The sequence below is a fragment of the Rhizobium sp. NFR07 genome (assembly GCF_900111905.1).
In the GTDB taxonomy this organism is placed as follows: Bacteria; Pseudomonadota; Alphaproteobacteria; order Rhizobiales; family Rhizobiaceae; genus Neorhizobium.
In genome coordinates, this window is record NZ_FOKM01000012.1 from 134,106 (window position 1) to 156,496 (window position 22,391).

The window sequence follows — 22,391 nt, forward strand, 5'->3', positions numbered from 1 at the left end:
CGCCCAACATGAAGAAACCCCCATCAAAAACGAAACCGACCTGACATTGGCCCACGCGAAACGAAAGACGCCACAAACCACCAAGCACATCGACCCCCCAAGCCATCACCCCAACCCAGACCGCACCAACAACCCAACCACCGCCACGAACAAGACCACCCCGCAAGAAGCGCGCGCCAAGACAAAAACCGCACCCCCCCACCAACCAGCCGAGAAGGCACGCACCAAAAAGCAACCCCGGCAGAAAAGCGACAAGATCGCGCCGCCGAACCGCAAGAGCGACACCCCCCCCGACGAGAAGAAGCACCCGACAACAAAAAACAGCCAACCCAAGGCCAAAATCGACAAAACCCACGCCCCCCACACAGAAATCCACAACCAGCCACCCAAGCAGGACAACCACAACTCCGAAACCAACGCCGCCATCGAAGCCCCGGAAGACACCCCCGGCAACAAAGAGCACGACATCGACAACAGAAACAAGCCAATCGACGCCTCAACCACCCAAAGCAACAACACCAGAACAGAAAGCGCCACCCCCAACACCAAGAGCGAGAACCCGAACTGCCCCACCAGCGACCGCCGCGACGAACACGAGCAACTGACACCCGACCCAAAGAAGCCGACGACCCGCGCCAAAGAGGCCGAAACACGGCCGGACCAGCAAAAGCACAAGCCGAGCCCCCGCAACGAGAACCGAACGAACGAGATCCAGCCCCGAACCGACAAAGAAACAGCAATCAACAGCCACCACCAACACAACAACCGCCTCCGCGAAAAAGTAAAAGACCGCCAAACAACGAAAGCGGCACCACCGGGACCAAACCACGACAAAGCAGCCAAGCCCAACACGCATCCACTCAAGACAACGACAAAGCCCAACGAGAGCCAGCCAAACCCAAAGACCGCCGCACAAAGCAGCACCAGCCGCCCAAATACAAAGCAACATCCAACCCAGACACACAACCAGACGACCCCCCCGGCCGAGCCGCGCCTCAACACCAACCGCAACAGCAAGAACGAAAAGCGCCGACACGAAACGCCAAACACAGCCCACACAACGCGGGCAATGACGGCCAGCACCAAACCCAAGGACTCCCCCATGAAGCACATGCTGACCGGAAAAACCCAACCCGCCGCGCACAACAGCCCCGCTGCAAGGCCCAAGAACCGCCCCGCGTAAACGCCAGAAGCCACCAACACGAAGCCGGCCCCCAGCCAAACGTCAGACACGACACCCACCACCCCAAATCCGCTACACACCGAGCCAACCAGCCCTCCCGGAACTCAGACGCGCGACACAGCGCAACCGCGCAAACACCCCCATAGAAACCAAAGACAAAAACAACCCAGGCACACCGAGCCAAACGCCGCACGACACAAGCCCCAGCCTCGGCGACGCGACCACAAGGCCGAGAGCCGCAACGCAGAACAGCGACAGGCCACAAATCACAAAGCCCCCGAACGCCAACGCGACAACCACCGAAGCCAACCAACCGCCCAGCGCAAAAACCACCAGCAACAACGAACCCACGAACACACGAAGCGCCTGACCATACAACAAGTCCCACCAGCGCGCCACCACCAGAAAGCCAGCGACACCAAAGCCGGCGGCAATCCGGAAGAACAACCCCACACCGCCCGCAATGAAAATGCCGACCCACGCGGCGACCACACCAGCACCAGCAACCACTCCGACAACCTACGCCGCAGAGGGAGACCCCACACACAGGAAGACGGCAAGAATCCCCAGATCCACAAGAAAGCCCACCAGACCGGCCACCACCGCACGGGCCGCAACATACACCGCCACATAAACGGAAAACGCCCCAAGGACGGCAACCACACCGACAAGCCCCGGCACGAGGACAAGAACGGCAACGGAAAGGAAAACCGACCCCAACCCGGGGGCCACCACAACCACGCAAACGACAAAACCCCCCACCACGAGGAAGCCGCCACGGCGACCAACGAAACCCCGAGCACCAACAGACCGCAACCCAGCGAGACGAGAACCAGCCGCACGCCCAACAACGAGAGGCGCCACCACGGCGGCCGACCGAACAACAAGGCGGCCAACAGCCCACCCACCGAAACAACCAACACAAAAAACGCGCGCACCACATTCAGCGCACCAAACAAGACGATATGCCTGCCAGACAGCCACACCCGCCCGACCGCGAAGCCGGCAGGAAGAGAGACCACAGCCGCAACAGGCTCGCCACCAGCAAACGCAAAAAAGCCACCACGAGACAAAGCCGCCGACCGAGCGCCAGCACGCCAGAAAAACCGCCAAACAATGCCGCCAACCACGGCCATAAAGCACAAGAAAACGACCCCACCAAAAACGACATCCAGAACAACAAACCGCCCGCGGATTCGCCCCATAGCCACGCCAAGCGGCACCCACAGGAACTCGACCTCGCGTCCCAGCAGAGAAAAGCCTGCAGTGATGCAGAGGCCACAATGCGGAAGAACGAAACAGCAAACCCCAGAACCAACCCCGACAGACAAGCAAACACCGCAGCGACGCCCAACACCACGGCAGGCATCGGGACGCCCGGCCGAAGCAAAACCCCGACCCCCAACACTCCAGCAGCCGCGCCAACGCGCGGACCGAGCAAGGCGCGGTCAAGACCAACGGCAAGATGATCACCCAGCCCAAGAAAAAGCCCACCAACGGCGACACGACACAAATCCGGATCACCGAAGCGGAAAACCCGAAACCCAACAGCGAACAAAGCCCCAGCGAAGCGCCCTACAACGACGACCAAAAGACCGCCATCGCCAAGCCCACCGCCCACACCATCAACACCAGAACCGCCAACACGACCCGAACCAGCGCCAACCCGCTGACAAACCATGGCGACCAGACCCCCTCGCGCATCCGAGCCGGCAAGCCCCCCGCAAACATCCACAGACCCGACAAGGAAACAAACGCCGGCACGGCGGAGGCGAAGAACGAGATCGCCCACCGCCACAGCCCCGAACAGTCAGACGACCAGGACCCCCCCGCCGACCTAGAACCAGCCAACAAGCAAGTCGCCTCGGGCCGGCCAAGTCACCCCCGAGGCACAAGACAACCCCCGCGCGGCCACACGACCGCCAACCGCACCAAGAGCGCCGCCAACCCGGACAAATCAGCCGACCCCCCCCAAACCGTCACGCAGGAAAAGGCAGGCGAACGCCGCCAGAAAACCCCACACACAATCCAGCCGACCGCGCCCATCGAACAACCCCTGAACACCACGCGAACAAACCAGATCCCCGCACAGACGCACCATCGCGGCAAGCCGCAGAGCGCCCACCAACAATATCCGGCCGCATCAAACACCAACCCAAACCGCCAGCCCGAGCCCGCCAGAACAGGACCCGGCCCGATCCACCGCAAAGCCATACACCACTCCCTGCGCACCCGCCAGCAGCCCCGAACCGCCCAGATCACGCAACCCGAAGAACCCGGGCCGGACGAAATGCCGAAGAAGACCGAGGACCAACGAGGACAGACCTCAAACCCGCACCCCCCGACCCCACGCAGAAATCGCCAACCAACACCGAATCGACCCCGCCAGACCCACGACGATATCAAGGCAGACAGAAGAAAAGAACACCGAAACGCCCAACAAGCGACTACGAGCCCGAACTGCGCCCAACAACAAGAACACCCACAACCGCACAAAACGCCCACACAACCCCCCGAACACAGACCTCGCCACAGGGGGCAGCAGGCGCAACCCCAACAAAAACAGCAACACGCCAAGACAAAAAAAGAACAAGCCCAAGAACACCACAAACAAGACGGAGGACGCCGAGGACAACAGCGGAATAGCGAAAAGCGCCGCCAACAAGGCCACCATCATCCCGCCAAACACTCTGCAAGCAAGCGCAAGCTAAAAAAGATCCCAACGCACCAAAAACGGCCAAACCACAACCAGGACCGACAGAGAAAACACAAGCAAACCAACCAACAACGACCCATCCACCCATCGACAGACCATAAGAAACACACCACCGAGCGCCACGCCACGCAACAGCAACGACGAGAGCGTCGGCAATGCTCCAAGCACAAACAACACCAGCCCCAAAGCAAAGAACGGCCACCACCCAAACAGCACCACGAAACGCCCAACGGAACGCCCAGACAGCCACGCGAAAAACAGAAACCCGACCACCCCAAACCGCCCAAAGATCAACACACCGCACCACCCCACGGCCAGCACAGCCAACAACGCCCGACACCCCGATAATGAACCCACCCAACCGAACAGAAAAAACCCCCCCAGCGCCCCACGAAGGAACAACACAGGCGGACCCCCGACCGCGACCAACCGACTCAACAGCCAAGCCCGGCAGAACAGGACCCGCACCAAGCAGACCGCCAGCAGCCCCACAACACACAGACACAACCGCAGGCCAACAGCCGACCCCCACAAACCCGCCGACAGCACGAAGACGCCTAGCAGAGGCCTAAAGACAACAGCCCGGCACCAGGGTCCAAGGCACGAGGAAATGGAGCAAAGCCCAGCCCCAATGAGGGACGCATCGACGAAACCAGACAACACGCGAGGGAACCACGCGCAACACCCACCGACAACGAGAGAGAGGCGCCCCTCGACACAACAAAACGCACCGAAGAACACGAAAATCCAGCGCGAAACGCCGCCCACGGCCCGAGAGAACGCCCGCACCGCATCGAGGACGGCACGCGCAGGCGCCACGAACTGCCACCACCAATGGAAACGCCGGAGCAAGACGACGCCAGCACGGTCGCCCTCCCAGGGAGCGAAAGCACGCGCCACAAGAGCAAGAAGGCTGCCCACGAAAGCGCCTACGCCAAGGGTGATGACGCGCCCCACCAGCACGCCACAGTAGCCAAGCACGACCCCCCACTAGCCCCCACACCGCGGCACACCACACCACCAAACAAAACCCAAAGACCCAGCAAGAGAACCCAAACCAGACACGAACGAAACCGAAGGAAAGTCCAACGACACGCCAACGGGAACCCAACCGACCGCAGCCACCCTCCCCCAGCAAAGCCCTAATATACCGAACGAACAAGCACTGCCAGCGTCCAAGAAACCCACGCTCACCCCCGACATTGCAGGCAGCACCGAAGAACAAGACGCCAAGCGAAGGACCAATCCACGTCACGGCACCCCCCCACACAGCGCAACCACAAGCCACGCCGACCGCACGCAGCAGACAAGGCGACGCGCACAGCAGGACCAGAACGAACGACGGGAACACCCACAGGACAGCAGCCAACAGCAGCCACACCCACTCCACCACCCTGCTCGAGACCGATCTGCTAACGGTGCGGGATGTCGTCTGCGATGGCGCGCATCGGCATCTGAGCGACGAGGAAACGTCCACCACCACCTGCCTCGTCTTCCCGTATCGCGGCGTCTTCATGCGCCATGTCGGTGATGACGAAGCGGTGGCTGAGGCAAGCCAGGTCCTGTTCTTCAACAGGGGCGACGTCTATCGCATCAGCCATCCGGTGGAAGGCGGCGATGCCTCAATCAGCCTCAGCCTGCCGGAAGTGCTTCTCGATGAGATCGTTCCGGATGTCCACCGCCGATCAGGCGACACCTTCGCCTTCAACAAGCAGCGCCTCGGCATCGATGCCCGTGCCCAGGCTCAGGTGGCTCTCCTGCGCCATAGCCTGATCAACCGCACCGCAGAGCCTCTGGAAGGCGAAGCTCTCGCATTGACGCTGGTGCGCCGATCGGTTGGCGAGCGCACCGCGCGGCCACCGACACCCGGCTTCAGCACGCAGAAACTGGTCAACCGCTCCAAGCTTCTCCTCTCCGCCGATCTTGCCCGTCGCTGGACGCTTTCGGAAATCGCAAAAGAAGCCGGCGTCTCGCCCGTCTATCTCACCCAGGTCTTTCGCAAGGTGGAGGGAATGCCGCTCTATCGCTACCAGCTGCGTCTCAGGCTCGCCCGCGCGCTAGACCTTCTCGGCAGCTATGACGACCTGACCGTGCTGGGGCTTGATCTCGGTTTTTCCAGCCACAGCCATTTCTCCTCTTCGTTCCGCCAGGCCTATGGCCGCACGCCCGCCGAGTTCCAGCGTTTTGCCGGACTGAGGCAAACGGCAGGCCAAAGCCGCCAGGAGTAAAATCACTAAAGATTCTGACAGCGCGCAATCGCCAAACGGTGTCTCCTGATCTCGTCAACATCAAGCACCGGGAGAAACGAGATGAAGGAAAACACCTGCGCCGCCTGCGACTGCGAACTCGACGACACGCGCATTGCGGTCAAGATCGGCGGCAAGACCGTCGAAGTCTGCTGCGAGGAATGCGCCATCGTTCTTCGCGAGGCTGAAGCAGCGACACGGGCCACGGCCGCTGCCGCAGCTCACATCGTGCGCTAAGCCGCCGATACTGCCATCGAGACCAGGGGCGGCTGAACGGCCACCCCTCCAAGCCCGACAGACGGGCCAGACAAATCCTGGAGAAAAACGATGAAAAACGAGAACCGGGCGGTCTTCGACCGCGCGCCGGAACCAATAGACTATGCCTTCGACCTGCCGGCCGACGAAGGCGAAATTGCAGGCGTAACGGAAGCGAAGGTTTCACCGCGAAACATCGTGAGCCGATTGCTGGTATGGATCGCCATGCGCTGGCGCTACCGCCGCCATCGCATGGCCCTTCTGGAACTCAGCGATGACCAGCTCAAGGATATCGGCATCTCACGCAGCCAGGCCTATGGCAGCTACAGCCGCTATCGCAGCAGCCATTCCCACAACCTTGAGCGCAGAAGAATGTGAGCAGTATCGGAACTAGGAATTCGAGCAATCGTAAAGTAATTTACTGCCGCCGACGCGGCGTAAAAAACAAGATATGACGGACGGCAAAATACTTTTCCGAACTCCTTTTCAAAACCGATAATACATTTCGGTTTCAGCGCTCAATAAAATGACTACATGTCAATTATTTCAACCGAAATTGCCGGTTGGTAGCGGCGCCAAACTTTTGCTTGATTTAGACCGCCTGCTGCAATGCGGAAATTGACATCCGATCCAGGCATCGCCCTATCGATCGGATGTCAAGACATTCGCCATCTGAGTATTCCAGAGCACTGGAGGACACGCAGCACATGACGGCAGATCTCCGCAAATTCATTTTCGACGACCTCCAGACCGTGGAGGGATATCTGGATCCCCCGGATGCCCTCGTGTTCCTGTCCCTCCTGCAGGCGCAGAGCGACAACGGCCTGAATGGCGGCGTGGCGGAAATCGGCGTCTTCTACGGACGCTCGTATTTTCTGTTCAAGAAGGTCTGCAACGGTGAAGACAAGGTGCTGGCGATCGACCTGTTCGATATCGACCAGCAGATCAGCGGTGACGTCACCCAGTACAGCCGCTTCCTGGACAATGGCGAACGACTCGGTCTGAAGGTCGATGAGGATCTCATCATCAAGGGCGACAGCACCCAGCTGCGGCCGAATGAAATCACCGAGAAGGCCGGCCGCATACGCTTCTTCAGCATCGACGGCGGCCACATGCTGCGCCACGTCCTCTCCGACAGCATGCTGGCGACGGACACGCTTGCGGATCACGGCATCATCGCCTTCGACGACACCTTCAATCCGGCATGGCCGGAAGTGACCGTCGGCGTGTCGGATTTCCTCCGCGACCGCCAGGAGCAGTTCGCCGCCTTCTGCATGACGAAATACAAGACCTATGTCTGCCGAAGAGAGTTTTACGACTTCTATCGCGACGCGATTAACAACGCGGCGGATCTTATGGCCTTCGACCACGTTGAAACCGAGTTCCTAGGCTCCAAGGCGATAAGATTGCACAATCCGATGACCCGGCGCATGGTTTATGAAGTGATGGTCAGGTCGGGTATGCGATCTCTTTCCGAGAGAGTTTACCGGTGAAACTGGGCGGCTGATATCATTACCAAAACGTAATGATATAACGCGCTCGTGATGCCTTGAATCACTGTTATGCCGTACTTACTTGGTACGTGGGTTGGTGCGGGATCGGAAACGATCCGCGCCATATTCGGTTCGCCTTACAGCCCGAAAAGCTAGACCAGAGGGAGCCGACAACGATCGGAAAGGGGTGCTTTATGGCCCGTAACAATTTGCCTTCCATTACCGCCGGCGAAGGCGGTCTCAATCGTTATCTGGACGAGATCCGCAAGTTTCCGATGCTGGAACCGCAGCAGGAATACATGCTTGCGAAGCGTTATAACGAACATGGTGATCGCGACGCCGCCCATCAACTGGTGACGAGCCACCTGCGTCTCGTGGCGAAGATCGCCATGGGTTACCGCGGCTATGGCCTGCCGATCGGTGAAGTCGTGTCCGAAGGTAACGTCGGCCTGATGCAGGCTGTCAAGAAATTCGACCCGGAACGCGGCTTCCGTCTGGCGACCTATGCCATGTGGTGGATCAAGGCCTCGATCCAGGAATATATCCTGCGATCCTGGTCGCTGGTGAAGATGGGCACGACTGCCAATCAGAAGCGCCTGTTCTTCAACCTGCGCCGCCTCAAGGGCAAGATCCAGGCCATCGAGGACGGCGATCTGAAGCCCGACCAGGTCAAGGAAATCGCCACGAAGCTGAACGTGTCGGAGGAAGAAGTCGTATCGATGAACCGCCGTCTCTCCGGCGACGCTTCGCTGAATGCGCCGATCCGCGCCGCGGAAGGTGAATCTGGCCAATGGCAGGATTGGCTCGTCGATGACCACGATAGTCAGGAAGACGTGCTGATCGAGCAGGACGAACTCGATACCCGACGCCGCATGTTGTCCAAGGCACTCAGCGTGCTCAACGACCGTGAGCGCCGCATCTTCGAGGCCCGTCGCCTGACGGAGGATCCGATCACGCTCGAGGAACTGTCGACGGAATTTGACATCAGCCGCGAGCGCGTCCGCCAGATCGAGGTCCGCGCCTTCGAAAAGGTGCAGGAGGCCGTTCAGAAGGAAGCACTGGCCCAGGCTCAGGCACTGCGTGTCGTAGACGCGTAACGAGGCCTATTCCACGCCACAATATGGAGACCACGGCTATCACGGCCGTGGTCTTTTTCGTTACGGCATCTGCGCAACGGCCAGCCATTCGATCCGCCAGGCCGGCATCACAGCCCATTCCAGCCTTGGATCGGAGTTCACAAGAAGCGGAAGCAAAATTGAGCCCGCCCCGTTCTCACGGTTCCTCCCGGCATCGTGATGCTTCTCGTATATCCGAGAGTAAGCCACCCCAATGCCAAGCGCGCACCCAATGCCTCACTCTCAGTTTTCGATGCAGTCATCATCATGGTCGGTCTCGTCATTGGCATTGGCATATTCAGGACGCCGTCGATCGTGGCGGCCAACGTGGAGAGCGAACTGGCATTCGTGCTTGTCTGGGTCGCAGGCGGTCTGATCACGCTGATCGGCGCGCTGTGCTACGCGGAACTCGCGGCCGCCCATCCCCATGCGGGAGGAGAGTATCATTTCCTGTCGCGGGCCTATGGGCGGCCCACGGCCGTGCTGTTCGGCTGGGCCCGCGGCTCGGTCATGCAGACGGGCGCGATTGCCGGCGTTGCCTTCGTGCTCGGCGATTATCTCAGCCAGATCGTCCCGCTCGGTCCTTACGGGCCAGCGATCTATGCGGCACTTTCAATCGTTGTTTTCACGGCGATCAACGTCATCGGCACGCGCCAGAGCAAGACGCTGCAGATAACCGTCACCTTCATCGAGATCGGCGCCGTCGTCGCCATCATCCTCGCCGGCTTCCTGCTGGGCTCCGGGGAGCCCACGCCTCCCGTTGTCCAGTCCCAGGAGACCGCCGCTCTCGGCATGGCCATGATCTTCGTGCTCCTCACCTATGGCGGATGGAACGAGGTCGCCTACCTGACGGGCGAGATCAAGGATGCCCCGCGCAACATCGCCCGCGTTCTGGTACTCGGCACGGCGGCCATCGCATCGCTCTATGTGCTTGCCAATATCGCCATGCTCGCCGTTCTTGGCCTTGATGGGCTGCGTCAGTCCGATGCCGTGGCGGCGGAAATGATGCGCGCGATCGCCGGACCGTCCGGCGCCGTGATTGTCAGCCTCGCAGTGGTCGTGGCGGCTATCTCCACACTGAACGCCACCATCTTCACCGGCGGTCGTGTCTATTACGCGATGGCGCAGGACCTGACGCTCCTGCCACGGGTCGGAGAATGGAACGAGCGCGGCAAGACGCCCGCCAACGGCCTCATTCTCCAGGCCGGTGTCGCGCTTGCCCTGGTCGGCATCGGTGCGGGCACGCGCGACGGTTTCCAGGCAATGGTCGATTATACCGCGCCGGTCTTCTGGGGCTCCTTGCTCCTGATCGGCATCGCCGTCTTCGTCCTGCGCCGCAAGGAGCCGGATCGGCTGCGCCCTTACAAGGTACCGCTTTATCCGCTGACGCCTGCGCTCTTCTGCATCACCTGCGCCTACATGCTGCATGGCAGCCTCGCCTATACCGGCATCGCCGCGCTGATCGGTGTCGTGGTTCTCGTCGCCGGTGCGCCGCTTCTGTGGTTCCAGCGCAATGACCCGCCCGAACAGGCAAGGTCCCAGCCATCCCGCGCCATTCCCGCCCTCAATGCCCAAGCCTCCAATCACTGACCCCAGAAAATCCAAACCCAGAGAAGGATAGACACCATGCTGACGCTTCGCACTTTTACCCTTGCATGCACGATAGCCGTTCTTCCGATCACCACCGCCCTCGCCCAGACCGCCGCGCCCGCCGCACCGGCCACCGGCACCTACGAACCGAAGGTCGGACAGGAAGGCAAGGATGTCATCTGGGTGCCGACCGCCCAGACACTGGTCGACAGCATGCTCAAGATGGGCGAGATCACGGCGGATGACTATGTCGTCGATCTCGGCTCCGGCGATGGCCGCACCGTCATCAGCGTCGCCAAGCTTGGCGCGCGTGGCCACGGCATCGAATACAATCCCGATATGGTCGCCCTTTCCAAGCGCAATGCGGAGGCGGCGGGCGTTGCAGACCGCGCCACATTCGCCCAGGCGGACATCTTCGAATCCGATTTCTCGGATGCGGATGTCATCACCCTCTTCCTTCTACCCGACCTGAATGTTCGGTTGCGCCCCACCCTGCTCGAAATGGAACCCGGCACCCGTGTCGTCTCCAACAGCTTCAACATGGGAGACTGGACACCGGACGAGACTGTGGAAGTCGCCGATGATTGCACCAACTGGTGCCGGGCCTACAAATGGGTGGTTCCGGCCAAGGTCGCGGGCGAATGGATCGTTGGCGAAGGCCAGTTGGAACTGGCTCAGACCTATCAGATGCTGTCCGGCTCCCTCACCCAGGACGGCAGGAGCCATGAGATCAGCGACGCCAAGATGGATGGCCGCACGATCGCCTTCACAGCCAACGGCACCCGTTACACCGGTGAGATCGCAGCCGACAACACGATGACGATCTCGGCCGATGGCGGCGAGCGGCTGAGCGCCACCCGCTCCGCCGGTTGAACCTGCTTGCGCCGGCGAAATGCCGGCACCTAAGATTAAAGCCCGCGGCTTCGACCGCGGGCTTCCGCTTTCAGGAACAGATACGTTTACCGCACGCCGGGCGGCAGCCCTTGCCGTCGATCCGCCGAAGCGATTTCCGCAAAGGCCGAACGGATCAGGTCGACGAAAAGAAAGAGAGCCAGGCTCGCCCCCATCGCCGGAAGGGCTAGACCGAAGGCGATCGCCACGATCGCCACGACGACCTTGGCCGTCGGCGACAGATAGGAGAACGCGCGCACCAGCGTTCGCGGCGAAGCACCGGCTGCCGGCCGCCGCAGCCACCACATGCGGTAGCCATATGCGATCGACACCATCAGTGCGATGCCGAGTGTCGCCATGAAGAGCTGGTTGGCGACGCCGAACAGCACGCCCATATGGGCGTCGATACCCCAGCGGATCAGCTTGGCGATGATCGGAAAGGTCTCGAAATCGGCCCGGCTGGTCACGCTCATGTCGCGGGGATCGATAGCGAGCGTATCGACCTGCGTCGGCCAGCTGCGGTCATATTCGCTGACCCGATAGGCCTGTGTCTCGCTGCGCGGCGGGCGGATCTCGATCATCGGCGAATCGATACCTGCCCCACGCGCGGTTTCGGCTACCCTGTCGATCTCCGACAGAACCAGAGCCTCGGGACGGGGTGGCACTGGAGCGGCTGCGGGCGCCATATGTTCGGCATGTTCGCCCACCGGTTTCGGCGGCGCAGCATCTCCAAGATCAACGGTTATCGAAGGCGTGACCCAGCCGACCTGATTGCGGAACTGGTCGATATTGTTGCCTGCCCAGCGCGACCAGGTGAGCCCCGTGACGGAGAGGAAAAGCAGCCCTAGCGAGACCCAGAGCCCGATCAGACTATGCAGGCGTTTCTGCCGCCCTGCCCTGCCCGCGTTTTTCGGCAGGCGCCGCTGCCAGAACCAGAGCAGCACTCCGCCGGCAACCGCGATCCACAGCCAGGACGCTGCGAGCTCGCTGTAATTGCGGCCGATATCCCCAAGCAGCAGATTCCGGTGAAGATAGTCGAGCGCAATGCGGAACGGCAGGATGCCACTTGTGCCGTAGGTGATCATCTCACCCTGGACGGCCGCAGACGCCGGATCGACGAAGACGGCCCGCGTCTCCGATTCGCCAAGGCCGGCCTCGGTGAACATTACCCGTGTCGTGTATCCCTTTTCCGTTGCCGGACGGATGGCGAAGAAGCGCGGGCCTTCGCCGATCGAAGTGCGGGCGGCGGCAATCTGTTCGGACAGCGGCCTCGCCGGACCGCTCGATTGCGCGACGAGCTGATCGCGATAGAGCCGGGCCTCGATCTGCGGCGTGAGCACGTAAACCGTACCGGTCAGCGCTGCGATGAAGATGAAGGGAGCGATGAACACGCCGATATAGAAATGCAGCCGCAGGATCAGTTGCCGGATAGCACCGGGCGCGGGCTGAGGAACTGGACGATCAGCAGACATCGCAGCCTCCGCAAGCTGGAAGGAGGCGGATAGGTTTCGATCCGGCGATAAACGCATCGGGATACAGGCGCTTGCGCGATCCTGCCGGGAGGGCAATCTTTTGAAAAATCATCATTGTTTCCGATTGACGGCAGCCGGCACGAACCGGCGGGAGGGCGGCGTCAGACCGGAGAAACGGGCGGCCCCCGTGCCGTGCGGCTGGAGCCCAGATGGCGCGGCGCAAGATTGATATCGGCAAGCACGAAGCCCGGCTGCGGCCGCATCGCCGCGGATGCAGCAGGAAGCGGTGCCTTGGCGGGAATGCCGAAATGAGCGGATGCCGCAATCTGGCAGGCAGTGAGGCAGCAGTCCTTCTTGTGCGTGCTGTCGGACTTGTGCGTGCCGCCCGAAGACTGGTGATGAGCAGTCTCGGCAGTACCGTCGGAACAGATGATCGCCTGCTCGACCGAGGCGAACGCCATCGTGCCGGATCCGAACCCGCCGATGAGCGCCTGCAGCGCCATCAGCACGCCGATCAGCGCGGCCAGAGGGCCGCCGCAGGTCGCATCGCTGATGAGTTGCCGGAAGAAACGCATGGCCGGATGCATGGCTTCGAAACGCCTCGGTGTCAATGCGACATTGCAGCGCTCTTCGTCGACAACCCTGGCTCGCGATATCCTCATTCGGCCAAAAGAAAGGCCCGCGATCCTGGTGAGGATCGCGGGCCTTTGTCGATCAGGCGATCGGCCGGATTACTGGCCGTTCGGCGTACCGCTCTGCTGGCTCCACTCGCCGATGGCTTCGTCGAAAGCGGCCTTGCCGTCCGGGCCCTTCTGCAGCGTCAGCAGCGCGCGGCGGCCGTTGCGATAGGCAACCGGGATATCGATCCAGTCACGCGTGCGCAGCAGCTCCAGGTTGGTCGCGCGGGCATCCGGGAAGTCGTTGAGCGCGATCATATGGAAATCGTCGGTGATCTTCGCCGGCACCGCAACGAGCGCGTTACCACGATCCTGCTCCGTCTGCTTCATCGCGATGCGCAGAACGCTGTCGATCGCGCCGCCTTCGAAGTCCGGCGGAACGGCGAAGACGATTTCGATTAGATGACTGGCCGGCAGCGACGAATCGGTGTTGCGCTTCAGGGTCAGCAACGCCGTGAGGCCGCGGCCGGGCACGGTGATGCGTCCCTGTACCATCGGTTCCGGTGCTCCACCGCCCTGCGGTGCTTCCCGCTGGAGCGACCAGGAAACGGTGCCTTCGATTGCCGTAGGCGCACTCTGTCCGATGCGCTCCTCATAGAGGAACATGCGCTCACCCGCTGCGGCAGGCGCCTCGGAAGGCGTCGCCGTTGGCGCGGCGGGCGCACCGGATGCCGGGGGCGTCTGCGCAGCCGCTCCGCCTGTCGCCGGCGTCTCTGCGGGAGCAGCCGTGCCGGGATTGGCCGGCGGGGCATTAAGCTGCGAAACCGACTGGCCCTCCGCGTTCTGCGCCAGACTGCCGGCATCGCCCGGACCTGCATCGGTCTCGGAGCCATCCTGCATCAGGCGCTGGGTGAACTTGCCGGTCGACGACGAACCGTCAGCCGGAGGCGGAGTGCCCGGTGCCTGCGCGGCCGGAGTATTCTGGCCAGCCGGCGGCGTGGAATTCTGCGCCGGTGGCGTGCTCTGCGCCGGCTGCGAAGGCGCAGCCTGCTGAGCGGTTTCGTTCGTGGCCGGAGCCTGATCGGCGGTCTGGCTGGTGCCGAATTCGATAAGGCCACCGACCATGTCGTTCAGCGAATCGCGATTGATCCACAGCGCATAGCCGCCGCCTGCAAGCAGGAGCAAACCGATGAGGCCGAGGATCATGCCGCCGTAATTGCGCTTGCGGACAGCCGTCACGCGATAGGGCTTTGCCGGCGGTGCCAGCAGATCGCTGAGGTCGTCCTCGGATGCCTTCGCCTGCTGCTTGCCCGGCTCCGCAGCGGGAGCCTCCTTGGTATAACCGATCAGATCCTCGAGGTCGCTCCAGGGATCGCGCTCATCGGACTTGGCCGCGGTTGCTGACGGTGCCGAGGGCTGCGCATTCACATAGGCCTCGAACGGATCCTGTTCCTGCGCGGCGTCCGCCGGACGGGTGAGATCGGGAATGTCGCTCGCGGCTGGCATGCGGACGGGGTCGACGGAAGCACGCATTTCCGGGCTGAAATGGGCATCTACGCTGTCGCCGCTCTGCGTCTGGTTGAACGGCTGGGCAAGCTCGCCGCCATTGTCCCAGGCGGTAGCGGCAGGTCGGTCGTCACCAGAGGCAGGCGCAGGATCGGACGCCGACCAGTCCCACTTTTCGGCTGGGGCAGCTTCCGGCGCTTGCTCCACGGGATGATCGTGATCTGCGCTCGGCCAGGACAATACGTTGTCGTGCTCTGCTGCAGCAACCTGCTCACGACGGTCCTCGTCGAAGACATGATGAACCGGCTCATGCTCATGCTCATGCGCCCGCGCATCCTCGCTCTCCGCCCGTTCCGGCGGCTGGATCGATGCGTCGTCCTCATGGGCGTGGAAATGCTCGTCGCGCTGGGCCTCGCCGGATACGGCGAGTGCCGATTCGCCTTCGGGAACCTCGTCACGCCAGTCGCCGTAGCGTTCCGCCTTCGGCTCCTCGGCGACGGGCTCGACAGTTTCAGCGTGCTCCGGCTCGCTCCAGTGATGCTGGACAGGCTGGACCGTGTCAGGCTCCGGCTCGCGACGCCATTCGTCGTCGGCCTGCGCCTCAGTGGTTGCCGCCGCCTCGGGCTCTGCAGGCTGCTCGTAGGGGTCGTGTGCCGCATAGGTTTCCGGCGCACGTTCTTCGTCGGTGACGACCGGTTCCGTTGCCGAGGCAGGCACTTCCGGTTCGGGAGATTCTGCAGCTTCAACCGGCGTCGGCTCTACGGCAGGCGCTGGAGCCTCGTAGATTTCCGTCGGGACTGGAGCCACCGTCTCGGACGGCAGCGCCTCGGCATGCTCGGTTTCAACTTCCGCGATGGCCGCTTCGAGCTTGTCCATCTGGCGACGGAGCATCTCTTCTGGCGGACGCGGCTTCATGTTTTCGAGCTGTCGCTGGACCGCGCCGCGAGCCTTTTCATACACGCGTACGCGTGCTTCAGGCGTGTTGGTCGCCAAACCGTCAACAGCGCGGCGGATCACCGCTACAAAATCAGCCATCAGGACTTTCTCATGGTCGCCAGCGTCGGCCGGCCGAATGGATAATCAATTCTTGACTTTAGTCCTCAAACGGGTCGGTCACAAGTATGGTGTCATCGCGCTCGGGGCTTGTGGATAGCAGTGCGACCGGCGCACCGATCAGCTCTTCCACCTGGCGCACATACTTGATGGCCTGAGCCGGCAGATCCGCCCACTTGCGTGCGCCGACCGTCGACTCCTTCCAACCTTCGAGGGTGATATAGACCGGCTCGACCCGGGCCTGGGCCGCCATCGATGCCGGCAGGTAATCGATATCCTGCCCGTCGAGCTTGTAGCCGACGCAGATCTTCAATTCTTCCAGGCCGTCGAGAACATCGAGCTTGGTTAGCGCGATGCCGGTAATGCCGTTGGTGGCAACCGACTGGCGCACCAGTGCCGCATCGAACCAGCCGCAACGGCGCTTGCGGCCGGTAACGGTGCCGAACTCATGACCACGCTCGCCAAGGAACTGGCCGATCTCGTCGGTAAGCTCCGTCGGGAACGGACCTTCACCGACGCGGGTCGTGTAAGCTTTTGTAATACCGAGGATATAGCCGAGCGAGCCCGGCCCCATGCCGGAGCCTGCCGCAGCCTGGCCGGCAACAGTGTTGGACGAGGTCACATAGGGATAGGTGCCGTGGTCGATGTCGAGCAGCGAGCCCTGCGCGCCTTCGAACAGGATGCGCGAGCCCTTGCGGCGCTCCTTGTCGAGAAGCTGCCAGACGCTGTCCATGAACGGCAGAACCTTGTCGGCGATCGAGGTCAGTTCCTCCATGATCGTCTTGTGCTCGACCTCGGCTGCGCCGATGCCGCGACGTATCGCATTGTGATGGGTGAGGATACGCTCGACCTTGCCTTCCAGCGCATCGAGATCTGCGAGATCCATGACGCGGATCGCACGGCGGCCAACCTTGTCTTCATAGGCCGGGCCGATGCCGCGGCGGGTGGTGCCGATCTTCGTGCCGCTGTTGGAGGCCGCATCTTCGCGCATGCCGTCGAGCTCGCGGTGGAGCGACAGGATAAGCGTGGCGTTCTCGGCGATTCGCAGGCTCTCGGGCGTAACGACGACGCCTTGGTCCTTCAGGCGGCCCATTTCGGCGATCAGGGCATGGGGATCGACAACCACGCCGTTGCCGATGACGGCCATCTTGCCCGGACGTACGACGCCCGAAGGCAGGAGCGAAAGCTTGTAGCTTGTGCCGTCGATGACAAGCGTATGACCCGCATTATGGCCGCCCTGGAAACGCACGACGATATCGGCGCGCTCGGAGAGCCAGTCGACAATCTTGCCCTTGCCCTCGTCGCCCCATTGCGAACCTACGACTACAACGTTCGTCATTTTGCTTCCTGCCCTTCGGACGGCGGCCGATCGCTTTTCTCAAACGGATTGGAAAAGACGTCGGCCTTGATACCAATTCTTCTTCTCGATGCCCGCGCCTCAAGGACCCGGAGCACCACAAACGCGCGCATCTATAATGCCTTGGCACGAGGAAAGCGACCTGTTTATGAACACGCTGAGGTTTTTGCGTGACAAACACAGATACCTGCCTGTATTGCCCGCGAGCCGTGTAGTCGCCTGCCTACGGCAATCGGGGGAGATGCCTTGCTGAACAGAGCTTACCTGTACCTCGTCCTTGCAACTCTCTGCTGGGGCGGCAACGCGGTAGCCGGAAAACTCGCGGTCGGCCATATCAGCCCGATGATGCTGACCTTCTGGCGCTGGTTCTTCGCCGTTGTCGTGATCTTTGCGATCTCCATGCCGCAACTGGTGAGAGACTGGCCGATCGCCCGCAAGCACCTGCCGATACTGGCATTTTTCGGAGTGATCGGCTTCACGACCTTCAACGCGACGCTCTACACCGCGCTCAAATACACGACCGCGATCAACGTGACGATCGAGCAGGCGGCAATCCCCATGCTGATCTTCCTGTTCAATTTCACACTGTTTCGCATGCGGGTTTCCTGGGCGCAGATCGGCGGCTTTTCTCTGACCCTGATCGGCGTGGCGCTCACGGCATCGCATGGCGACCTCATGTCGCTCCTGGAACTGGAGCTCAACTTCGGCGACGCGCTGATGATCATCGCTCTGGTCGCCTATGCCGTCTATACGGTTTCGCTGCGCTGGAAGCCGCCGGTTCACTGGCGCACGCTGATGGCGCTACCGGCACTCTTCGCGCTCCTGACCACGATCCCGCTAGTCGGCTGGGAAATATCGAGCGGCAATGCCATCTGGCCGGACACGGCAGGATGGGTGATCGCCGCCTATACCGCCGTCTTTGCCTCACTGGTCGCGCAGACGCTCTATGTCTTCGGTGTCGTCGGCATCGGCGCCAACAGGGCCGGCCTGTTCATCAACCTCATTCCCGTCTTCGGCACGCTTCTATCGGTCGTCATTCTGGGCGAGGATATGCAACTCTTCCACGTCGTCGCCCTCGTCCTGGCGCTCGGCGGCATCGCGATCGCGGAACGGGGAAAGCCGGGCTCGCAGTGAACCCGGCCGTATCAAGCTCGAAAATCCGTGGAGATCAGATCTCGTAGGAGAAGTCAGCGCCGAAAGGCAGCTCGATGTCCCGCGCGTCCTCTTCGCCGATGAAGCTCGGGCGGCCTTCGCCGACCAGAAGTTCACCAAGCGCGGTCTCGACGATCAGCACCCGCTCGATGCGTCCCTCGGCCGAGATGGCGTAAGCGATACGCATCGCATCGGCAGACCATCCGAGACCGATCAGCTGGTCGCGCTTGATGTCGGCGCAGTCGAAGCAGCCCTGCGGAGCGGCCGCCTTCGCATCGCTTTCAGCAAACATGTCAAAGTAGGCATCGACGCCCTGAATCGTCTTGTCGACTTCGGCGCTGACGCCGATAATTTCGCTGCGCTTCTCGGCGGTGAAGCCGATCGACGATGTGGCGGGGGCGAGTTCCGCGACTTCGGAATGTGCGACGGATGCCGCAAGCGCGCGGGCGAAACCGGCTGCACCGGCCGCGTTGGCTTCCTTGCCACTGATGAGGGCCGTGAGGACGACCGCCGAAATGATGAGCTTCTTGATCATTGCACCGTACCCTGTTTGCCGGACGGCTCTTCGGCCATCTCGTTTCGTTATGGCACGACAATAGGCCGACAGGTTTTCAGCGCGCTTAAGCGGAAAGATGCAATTTTATTGAAATCGATTTTTTTCTCGTCTTGGCACAACAGCGACCGATGAAGCTTTGACCGGCCCTATTCGATACGGTCCTCGAACTCGTCGAGAGCCGTCACGGCCGTTGCCGGTCCCTTGCTGTATTTTGCCTTCAGCTTCGCAAGCCGCGCATCGGTGCCACTGCAATAGCGATCGAGAGCCTTGTTGATCTCCGCCGCCCTGGCCTCGTCATAAGCCTCTTCGCCGCGAAAATGATCGCATTGCTGCCGCTCTTCGACGAAGGCAGCAACATCCACCGGCAGGTCGGCGGCAAGAGTGACACCGGCCGACAGGCATAAAGAGAGGGAAACGAAGACTGCGCTCAAGCTACCCATTGTCCTTGGCATTCCCTCACCTCCTCGCCCGAAACGGCTAGTCCTTGTGCTTGTTGCGAATGCGCCGAACGGTCCACCAGATGGCCAGCACGACGACAGGCACCGCCGCACCCGTCAGCGTCTCCGGAGCGATTTCCACCCCGACATTGTGGGCGAGCTTGGCCAGATAACCGACGAGACCGATGAAATAGTATGAGATCGCCGCCACGGACAGGCCTTCGACCGTCTGCTGCAGACGAAGCTGCAGATGCGCGCGCTTGTCCATCGACGCGAGGATCTCGGTGTTGAACTTCTGCAGGTCGACGTCGATCCAGCTGCGCAGCAGGGCCGTGGCGCGGGTCAGCTTGCGCGACAGGTTGACCTGCCGCTCTTCCACCGACTGGCAGGTACGCATGGCCGGCGCCAGACGGCGATTAAGGAAAGCGCCGAGCGTCTCGTTGCCGGGCAGCGCCTTCTCCGCCAGCATGGCGACGCGTTCGAGCACGATGTTGTTGTAGGCGCGGCTGGCGCCGAAGCGATAGAGGCTGAGCGCCGCATTGGCTTCCAGCTCGGCGGCAAGTGCCGTGATCTCCGCCAGCATGCCGTCGGCCTCGCTTCGCGCATGCTGTTTCATCCGCTGCGTCACCGCTGTGAAGCGCTCCTCGATGCGACGGATTTCCGGCGACAGCGTCTGCGCCAGCGGCAGGCCCATCATCGCCAGCGTCCGGTAGGTCTCGATATCAAGGATACGCTGGGCGAGCATGCCGCGCGCCGCATCCGTCATGCCGTGGTCAAGGATCAGGAATTTCGTCAGCCCGTCACCGTCCTGGCGGAAGTCGGTAATGACAGTCGCATTTCCATCGGCAACCATGCTCTGGCAGAGGCTGGTCGGATCGAAATTCTCGATGACAGAAGACACGTCCTCGCTTGCGGGACGGATCTCGATGCGCACGCCGGAGATGAACGGGCCCGGCGCCGCGAAACTCGCGCCGAACGGATTGACGGAAACCTCGCCACCGAAGGCGGCAGGCGCCGGAGCATCCCAGAAATAGGTGGAGAATTCCGTATGTCGCTCCCAGCGCAAGGTACCGCTGCCCCAGGTCATCGTGTGATGGCTCGTGTCGGGCGCCGGGGCCGGAACGCCCTGCCCAAGCGACAGCTCCGCCAGGATGGACTGGTCGGCAGCAAAATTATCCTCGGTCAGGAAGGCTACCTGGAAGATGACGCGCGGCAACGAAAGCAGCGTATAGGGCCGGGAATGGATTTCACCGAGCGCACGCGCCCTGACGTCAGCGACTGGAAACGAAAAGCTGCGTTTCGTCATTCATGGTTCCCCGGCTACGGCCCGATCGCGCGTGATCTGCACTTTATTGTTACCTGCCTATTATCAAATGCGATGAACGGTACGACGCGGCGGTTTGCCGCAGAAGATGCGCGCATGCAGTCCATTCGACAAGCCGCTCGAATGCACCGTCATCGGCAGCAGATCCGGCTGCTTAAACTTTTCATTAAATCTTAAGAGTCATCTATCGGGGCATGACCCGAGTTTCTGCGATGCGTATTGCGTTTTTCATCGCGCTCATGGCTTTGACCGGCTGCGCCAGTGCGCCGAGCCGTATCACCAATGCCTGCGCCATTTTTGACCAGAAGGACGGCCTGTTCAACAACTGGGCCCGAGAGGCGCGTGCCACCGAACGCGAGTATGGCATCCCCGTTTCGATCCTGATGGCGACCATCTATGTGGAATCGAGCTTCCGGGCCAATGCGCGCCCGCCGCGCAAGTGGCTGCTCGGCTTCATCCCGACAAAACGTCCTTCCACCGCCTTTGGCTATGCCCAGGCGCTGGACGGCACCTGGGACACCTATCGTCGCGACACCGGACGCTGGGGGGCGCGCCGCAACGACTTCGGCGACGCGATCAAATTCGTCGGCTGGTATCACTACCAGAGCTACAAGCGGAACGGCATCGCCCGGAACGACGCTTATAACCTCTACCTCGCCTACTATTCCGGCCAGTCCGGCTATGATCGCGGCCAGTTCAGCGGCAGCCTGAGACAGACCGCCAAGAAATCGGCAGCTGTCGCGGCACGCTATGCCGCCCAGTTGCAGAGCTGCGGATACTGATCCGCAGCTCCGAGCGAAAGATCAGTCGGCCTTCTTGGACGGCTGAAATTCGGTCTCGATGATGACGGTAATCTCGTCGCCGATGGACTTGATCTGAGACGCCACACCCCAGTCGCTGCGCTTCAACTTCGCTTCGGCGGAAAACCCGATCTTCGGCGTCTTCTCGCGTGGCTGTTCTGCCATCGAACCATTGAAGGTGACGAGGAGCGTGGCCGGATGCGTCTGCCCGCGGAAGGTCAGTTCGCCCTTCACCTCGCCCCTGTTGCCTTCCGTCACATTGACCGATGTCGAGACGAAGCGGATCTCCTGAGATGCGAGGAAATTTTCGCCCGTGCCGATTTCCTTGTCGAAATCCTCTTCTTCCGGCCGCGGGAAATCCGTCCGAACCGAAAGCGGGTCGATAGTCGCCGTCACCTTGGAAGCCGCCGGATTGTCGGCATCCCAGACCAACTCGACCGACATCTTCGTGAAGCGAGCGGTGTAGTGGGACAGGCCGAGATGGCTGATCTTCCACGTCACGCTCGAATGCGCGGGATCGGAAACATAGGTGCCGGAGGGAGCGGGTTTCACGTCGGCGGCCAGGGCTGCTGTCGCGCAGAGTGTCGCCAGTGTAAAAACGCTGAGAAATTTCATGGAGATGGGTCCT

At 61.7% G+C, this 22,391-nt stretch carries 21 protein-coding genes; 11 read left to right on the top strand and 10 right to left on the bottom strand.

Features of this window, described 5'->3' with window-relative positions:
- Positions 1-46: 46 nt before the first annotated feature.
- Positions 47-1,183, top strand: a complete 1,137-nt coding sequence (locus tag BM216_RS33620) for a hypothetical protein (protein WP_143102840.1) — start codon at positions 47-49, stop codon at positions 1,181-1,183.
- A 72-nt stretch (positions 1,184-1,255) separates the two neighbouring features.
- Here BM216_RS33620 and BM216_RS23275 read toward each other — a convergent pair whose 3' ends face one another.
- A complete protein-coding gene (locus BM216_RS23275) occupies positions 1,256-1,693 on the bottom strand; it encodes a hypothetical protein (protein ID WP_143102841.1) in 438 nt (145 codons plus the stop codon).
- 433 nt (positions 1,694-2,126) lie between these two features.
- Positions 2,127-2,552 (bottom strand): hypothetical protein, encoded by a 426-nt coding sequence (locus tag BM216_RS33625; RefSeq protein WP_143102842.1) that lies wholly within the window; start codon positions 2,550-2,552, stop codon positions 2,127-2,129.
- A 96-nt stretch (positions 2,553-2,648) separates the two neighbouring features.
- Between BM216_RS33625 and BM216_RS33630 the strand changes: the two genes are divergently transcribed.
- The 8 genes from BM216_RS33630 to BM216_RS23325 all read left to right on the top strand — a co-directional run bounded on the left by BM216_RS33630 (position 2,649) and on the right by BM216_RS23325 (position 11,471).
- The gene (locus tag BM216_RS33630) at positions 2,649-4,247 is read left to right on the top strand and encodes a hypothetical protein (protein WP_143102843.1); all 1,599 of its coding nucleotides are present in this window, start codon (positions 2,649-2,651) and stop codon (positions 4,245-4,247) included.
- Positions 4,248-5,293: 1,046 nt separating this feature from the next.
- The gene (locus BM216_RS23300) at positions 5,294-6,127 is read left to right on the top strand and encodes a helix-turn-helix domain-containing protein (RefSeq protein ID WP_093001712.1); all 834 of its coding nucleotides are present in this window, start codon (positions 5,294-5,296) and stop codon (positions 6,125-6,127) included.
- 81 nt (positions 6,128-6,208) lie between these two features.
- Positions 6,209-6,382, top strand: a complete 174-nt coding sequence (locus BM216_RS34135) for a hypothetical protein (protein ID WP_177230884.1) — start codon at positions 6,209-6,211, stop codon at positions 6,380-6,382.
- Between the two features lie 213 nt (positions 6,383-6,595).
- On the top strand, positions 6,596-6,778 hold the full coding sequence (locus BM216_RS34695; RefSeq protein WP_244530288.1) for a DUF1127 domain-containing protein: 183 nt from the start codon (positions 6,596-6,598) through the stop codon (positions 6,776-6,778).
- Between the two features lie 329 nt (positions 6,779-7,107).
- Positions 7,108-7,893, top strand: coding sequence for a class I SAM-dependent methyltransferase (locus BM216_RS23310; RefSeq protein ID WP_093001613.1), 786 nt, complete (start codon positions 7,108-7,110; stop codon positions 7,891-7,893).
- A 194-nt stretch (positions 7,894-8,087) separates the two neighbouring features.
- The gene (rpoH, locus tag BM216_RS23315; protein WP_093001614.1) at positions 8,088-8,990 is read left to right on the top strand and encodes an RNA polymerase sigma factor RpoH; all 903 of its coding nucleotides are present in this window, start codon (positions 8,088-8,090) and stop codon (positions 8,988-8,990) included.
- A 198-nt stretch (positions 8,991-9,188) separates the two neighbouring features.
- Entirely contained in the window at positions 9,189-10,598 is a 1,410-nt protein-coding gene (locus BM216_RS23320; RefSeq protein ID WP_093001615.1) for an APC family permease, read from the top strand.
- A 36-nt stretch (positions 10,599-10,634) separates the two neighbouring features.
- Entirely contained in the window at positions 10,635-11,471 is an 837-nt protein-coding gene (locus tag BM216_RS23325) for a class I SAM-dependent methyltransferase (protein ID WP_093001616.1), read from the top strand.
- A gap of 86 nt (positions 11,472-11,557) precedes the next feature.
- On the opposite strand, the gene BM216_RS23330 is transcribed toward BM216_RS23325, so the two are convergent.
- The 4 genes from BM216_RS23330 to BM216_RS23345 all read right to left on the bottom strand — a co-directional run bounded on the left by BM216_RS23330 (position 11,558) and on the right by BM216_RS23345 (position 17,476).
- Complete coding sequence (locus tag BM216_RS23330) at positions 11,558-12,961, bottom strand: PepSY-associated TM helix domain-containing protein (RefSeq protein ID WP_210217062.1); 1,404 nt, start codon at positions 12,959-12,961, stop codon at positions 11,558-11,560.
- A gap of 161 nt (positions 12,962-13,122) precedes the next feature.
- The gene (locus BM216_RS23335) at positions 13,123-13,548 is read right to left on the bottom strand and encodes a DUF2946 family protein (RefSeq protein ID WP_143102845.1); all 426 of its coding nucleotides are present in this window, start codon (positions 13,546-13,548) and stop codon (positions 13,123-13,125) included.
- 144 nt (positions 13,549-13,692) lie between these two features.
- Positions 13,693-16,119 carry a hypothetical protein gene (locus BM216_RS23340; protein WP_093001619.1) on the bottom strand — a complete coding sequence of 809 codons (2,427 nt, stop codon included), beginning with the start codon at positions 16,117-16,119 and terminating at the stop codon, positions 13,693-13,695.
- A gap of 58 nt (positions 16,120-16,177) precedes the next feature.
- A complete protein-coding gene (locus BM216_RS23345; protein ID WP_093001620.1) occupies positions 16,178-17,476 on the bottom strand; it encodes an adenylosuccinate synthase in 1,299 nt (432 codons plus the stop codon).
- Positions 17,477-17,740: 264 nt separating this feature from the next.
- On the opposite strand from BM216_RS23345, the gene BM216_RS23350 reads away from it, so the two are divergent.
- Positions 17,741-18,628 carry a DMT family transporter gene (locus tag BM216_RS23350; RefSeq protein WP_093001621.1) on the top strand — a complete coding sequence of 296 codons (888 nt, stop codon included), beginning with the start codon at positions 17,741-17,743 and terminating at the stop codon, positions 18,626-18,628.
- 34 nt (positions 18,629-18,662) lie between these two features.
- On the opposite strand, the gene BM216_RS23355 is transcribed toward BM216_RS23350, so the two are convergent.
- The 3 genes from BM216_RS23355 to BM216_RS23365 all read right to left on the bottom strand — a co-directional run bounded on the left by BM216_RS23355 (position 18,663) and on the right by BM216_RS23365 (position 20,945).
- The gene (locus BM216_RS23355) at positions 18,663-19,181 is read right to left on the bottom strand and encodes a transglutaminase-like cysteine peptidase (protein ID WP_093001622.1); all 519 of its coding nucleotides are present in this window, start codon (positions 19,179-19,181) and stop codon (positions 18,663-18,665) included.
- A 167-nt stretch (positions 19,182-19,348) separates the two neighbouring features.
- A complete protein-coding gene (locus BM216_RS23360; RefSeq protein ID WP_093001623.1) occupies positions 19,349-19,633 on the bottom strand; it encodes a hypothetical protein in 285 nt (94 codons plus the stop codon).
- Positions 19,634-19,679: 46 nt separating this feature from the next.
- Positions 19,680-20,945 (bottom strand): DUF3422 domain-containing protein, encoded by a 1,266-nt coding sequence (locus BM216_RS23365; RefSeq protein WP_093001624.1) that lies wholly within the window; start codon positions 20,943-20,945, stop codon positions 19,680-19,682.
- Between the two features lie 230 nt (positions 20,946-21,175).
- Between BM216_RS23365 and BM216_RS23370 the strand changes: the two genes are divergently transcribed.
- Positions 21,176-21,745, top strand: coding sequence for a transglycosylase SLT domain-containing protein (locus BM216_RS23370; RefSeq protein WP_093001625.1), 570 nt, complete (start codon positions 21,176-21,178; stop codon positions 21,743-21,745).
- A gap of 21 nt (positions 21,746-21,766) precedes the next feature.
- Here BM216_RS23370 and BM216_RS23375 read toward each other — a convergent pair whose 3' ends face one another.
- The gene (locus tag BM216_RS23375) at positions 21,767-22,378 is read right to left on the bottom strand and encodes a YceI family protein (RefSeq protein WP_093001626.1); all 612 of its coding nucleotides are present in this window, start codon (positions 22,376-22,378) and stop codon (positions 21,767-21,769) included.
- Between the last annotated feature and the right edge of the window lie 13 nt (positions 22,379-22,391).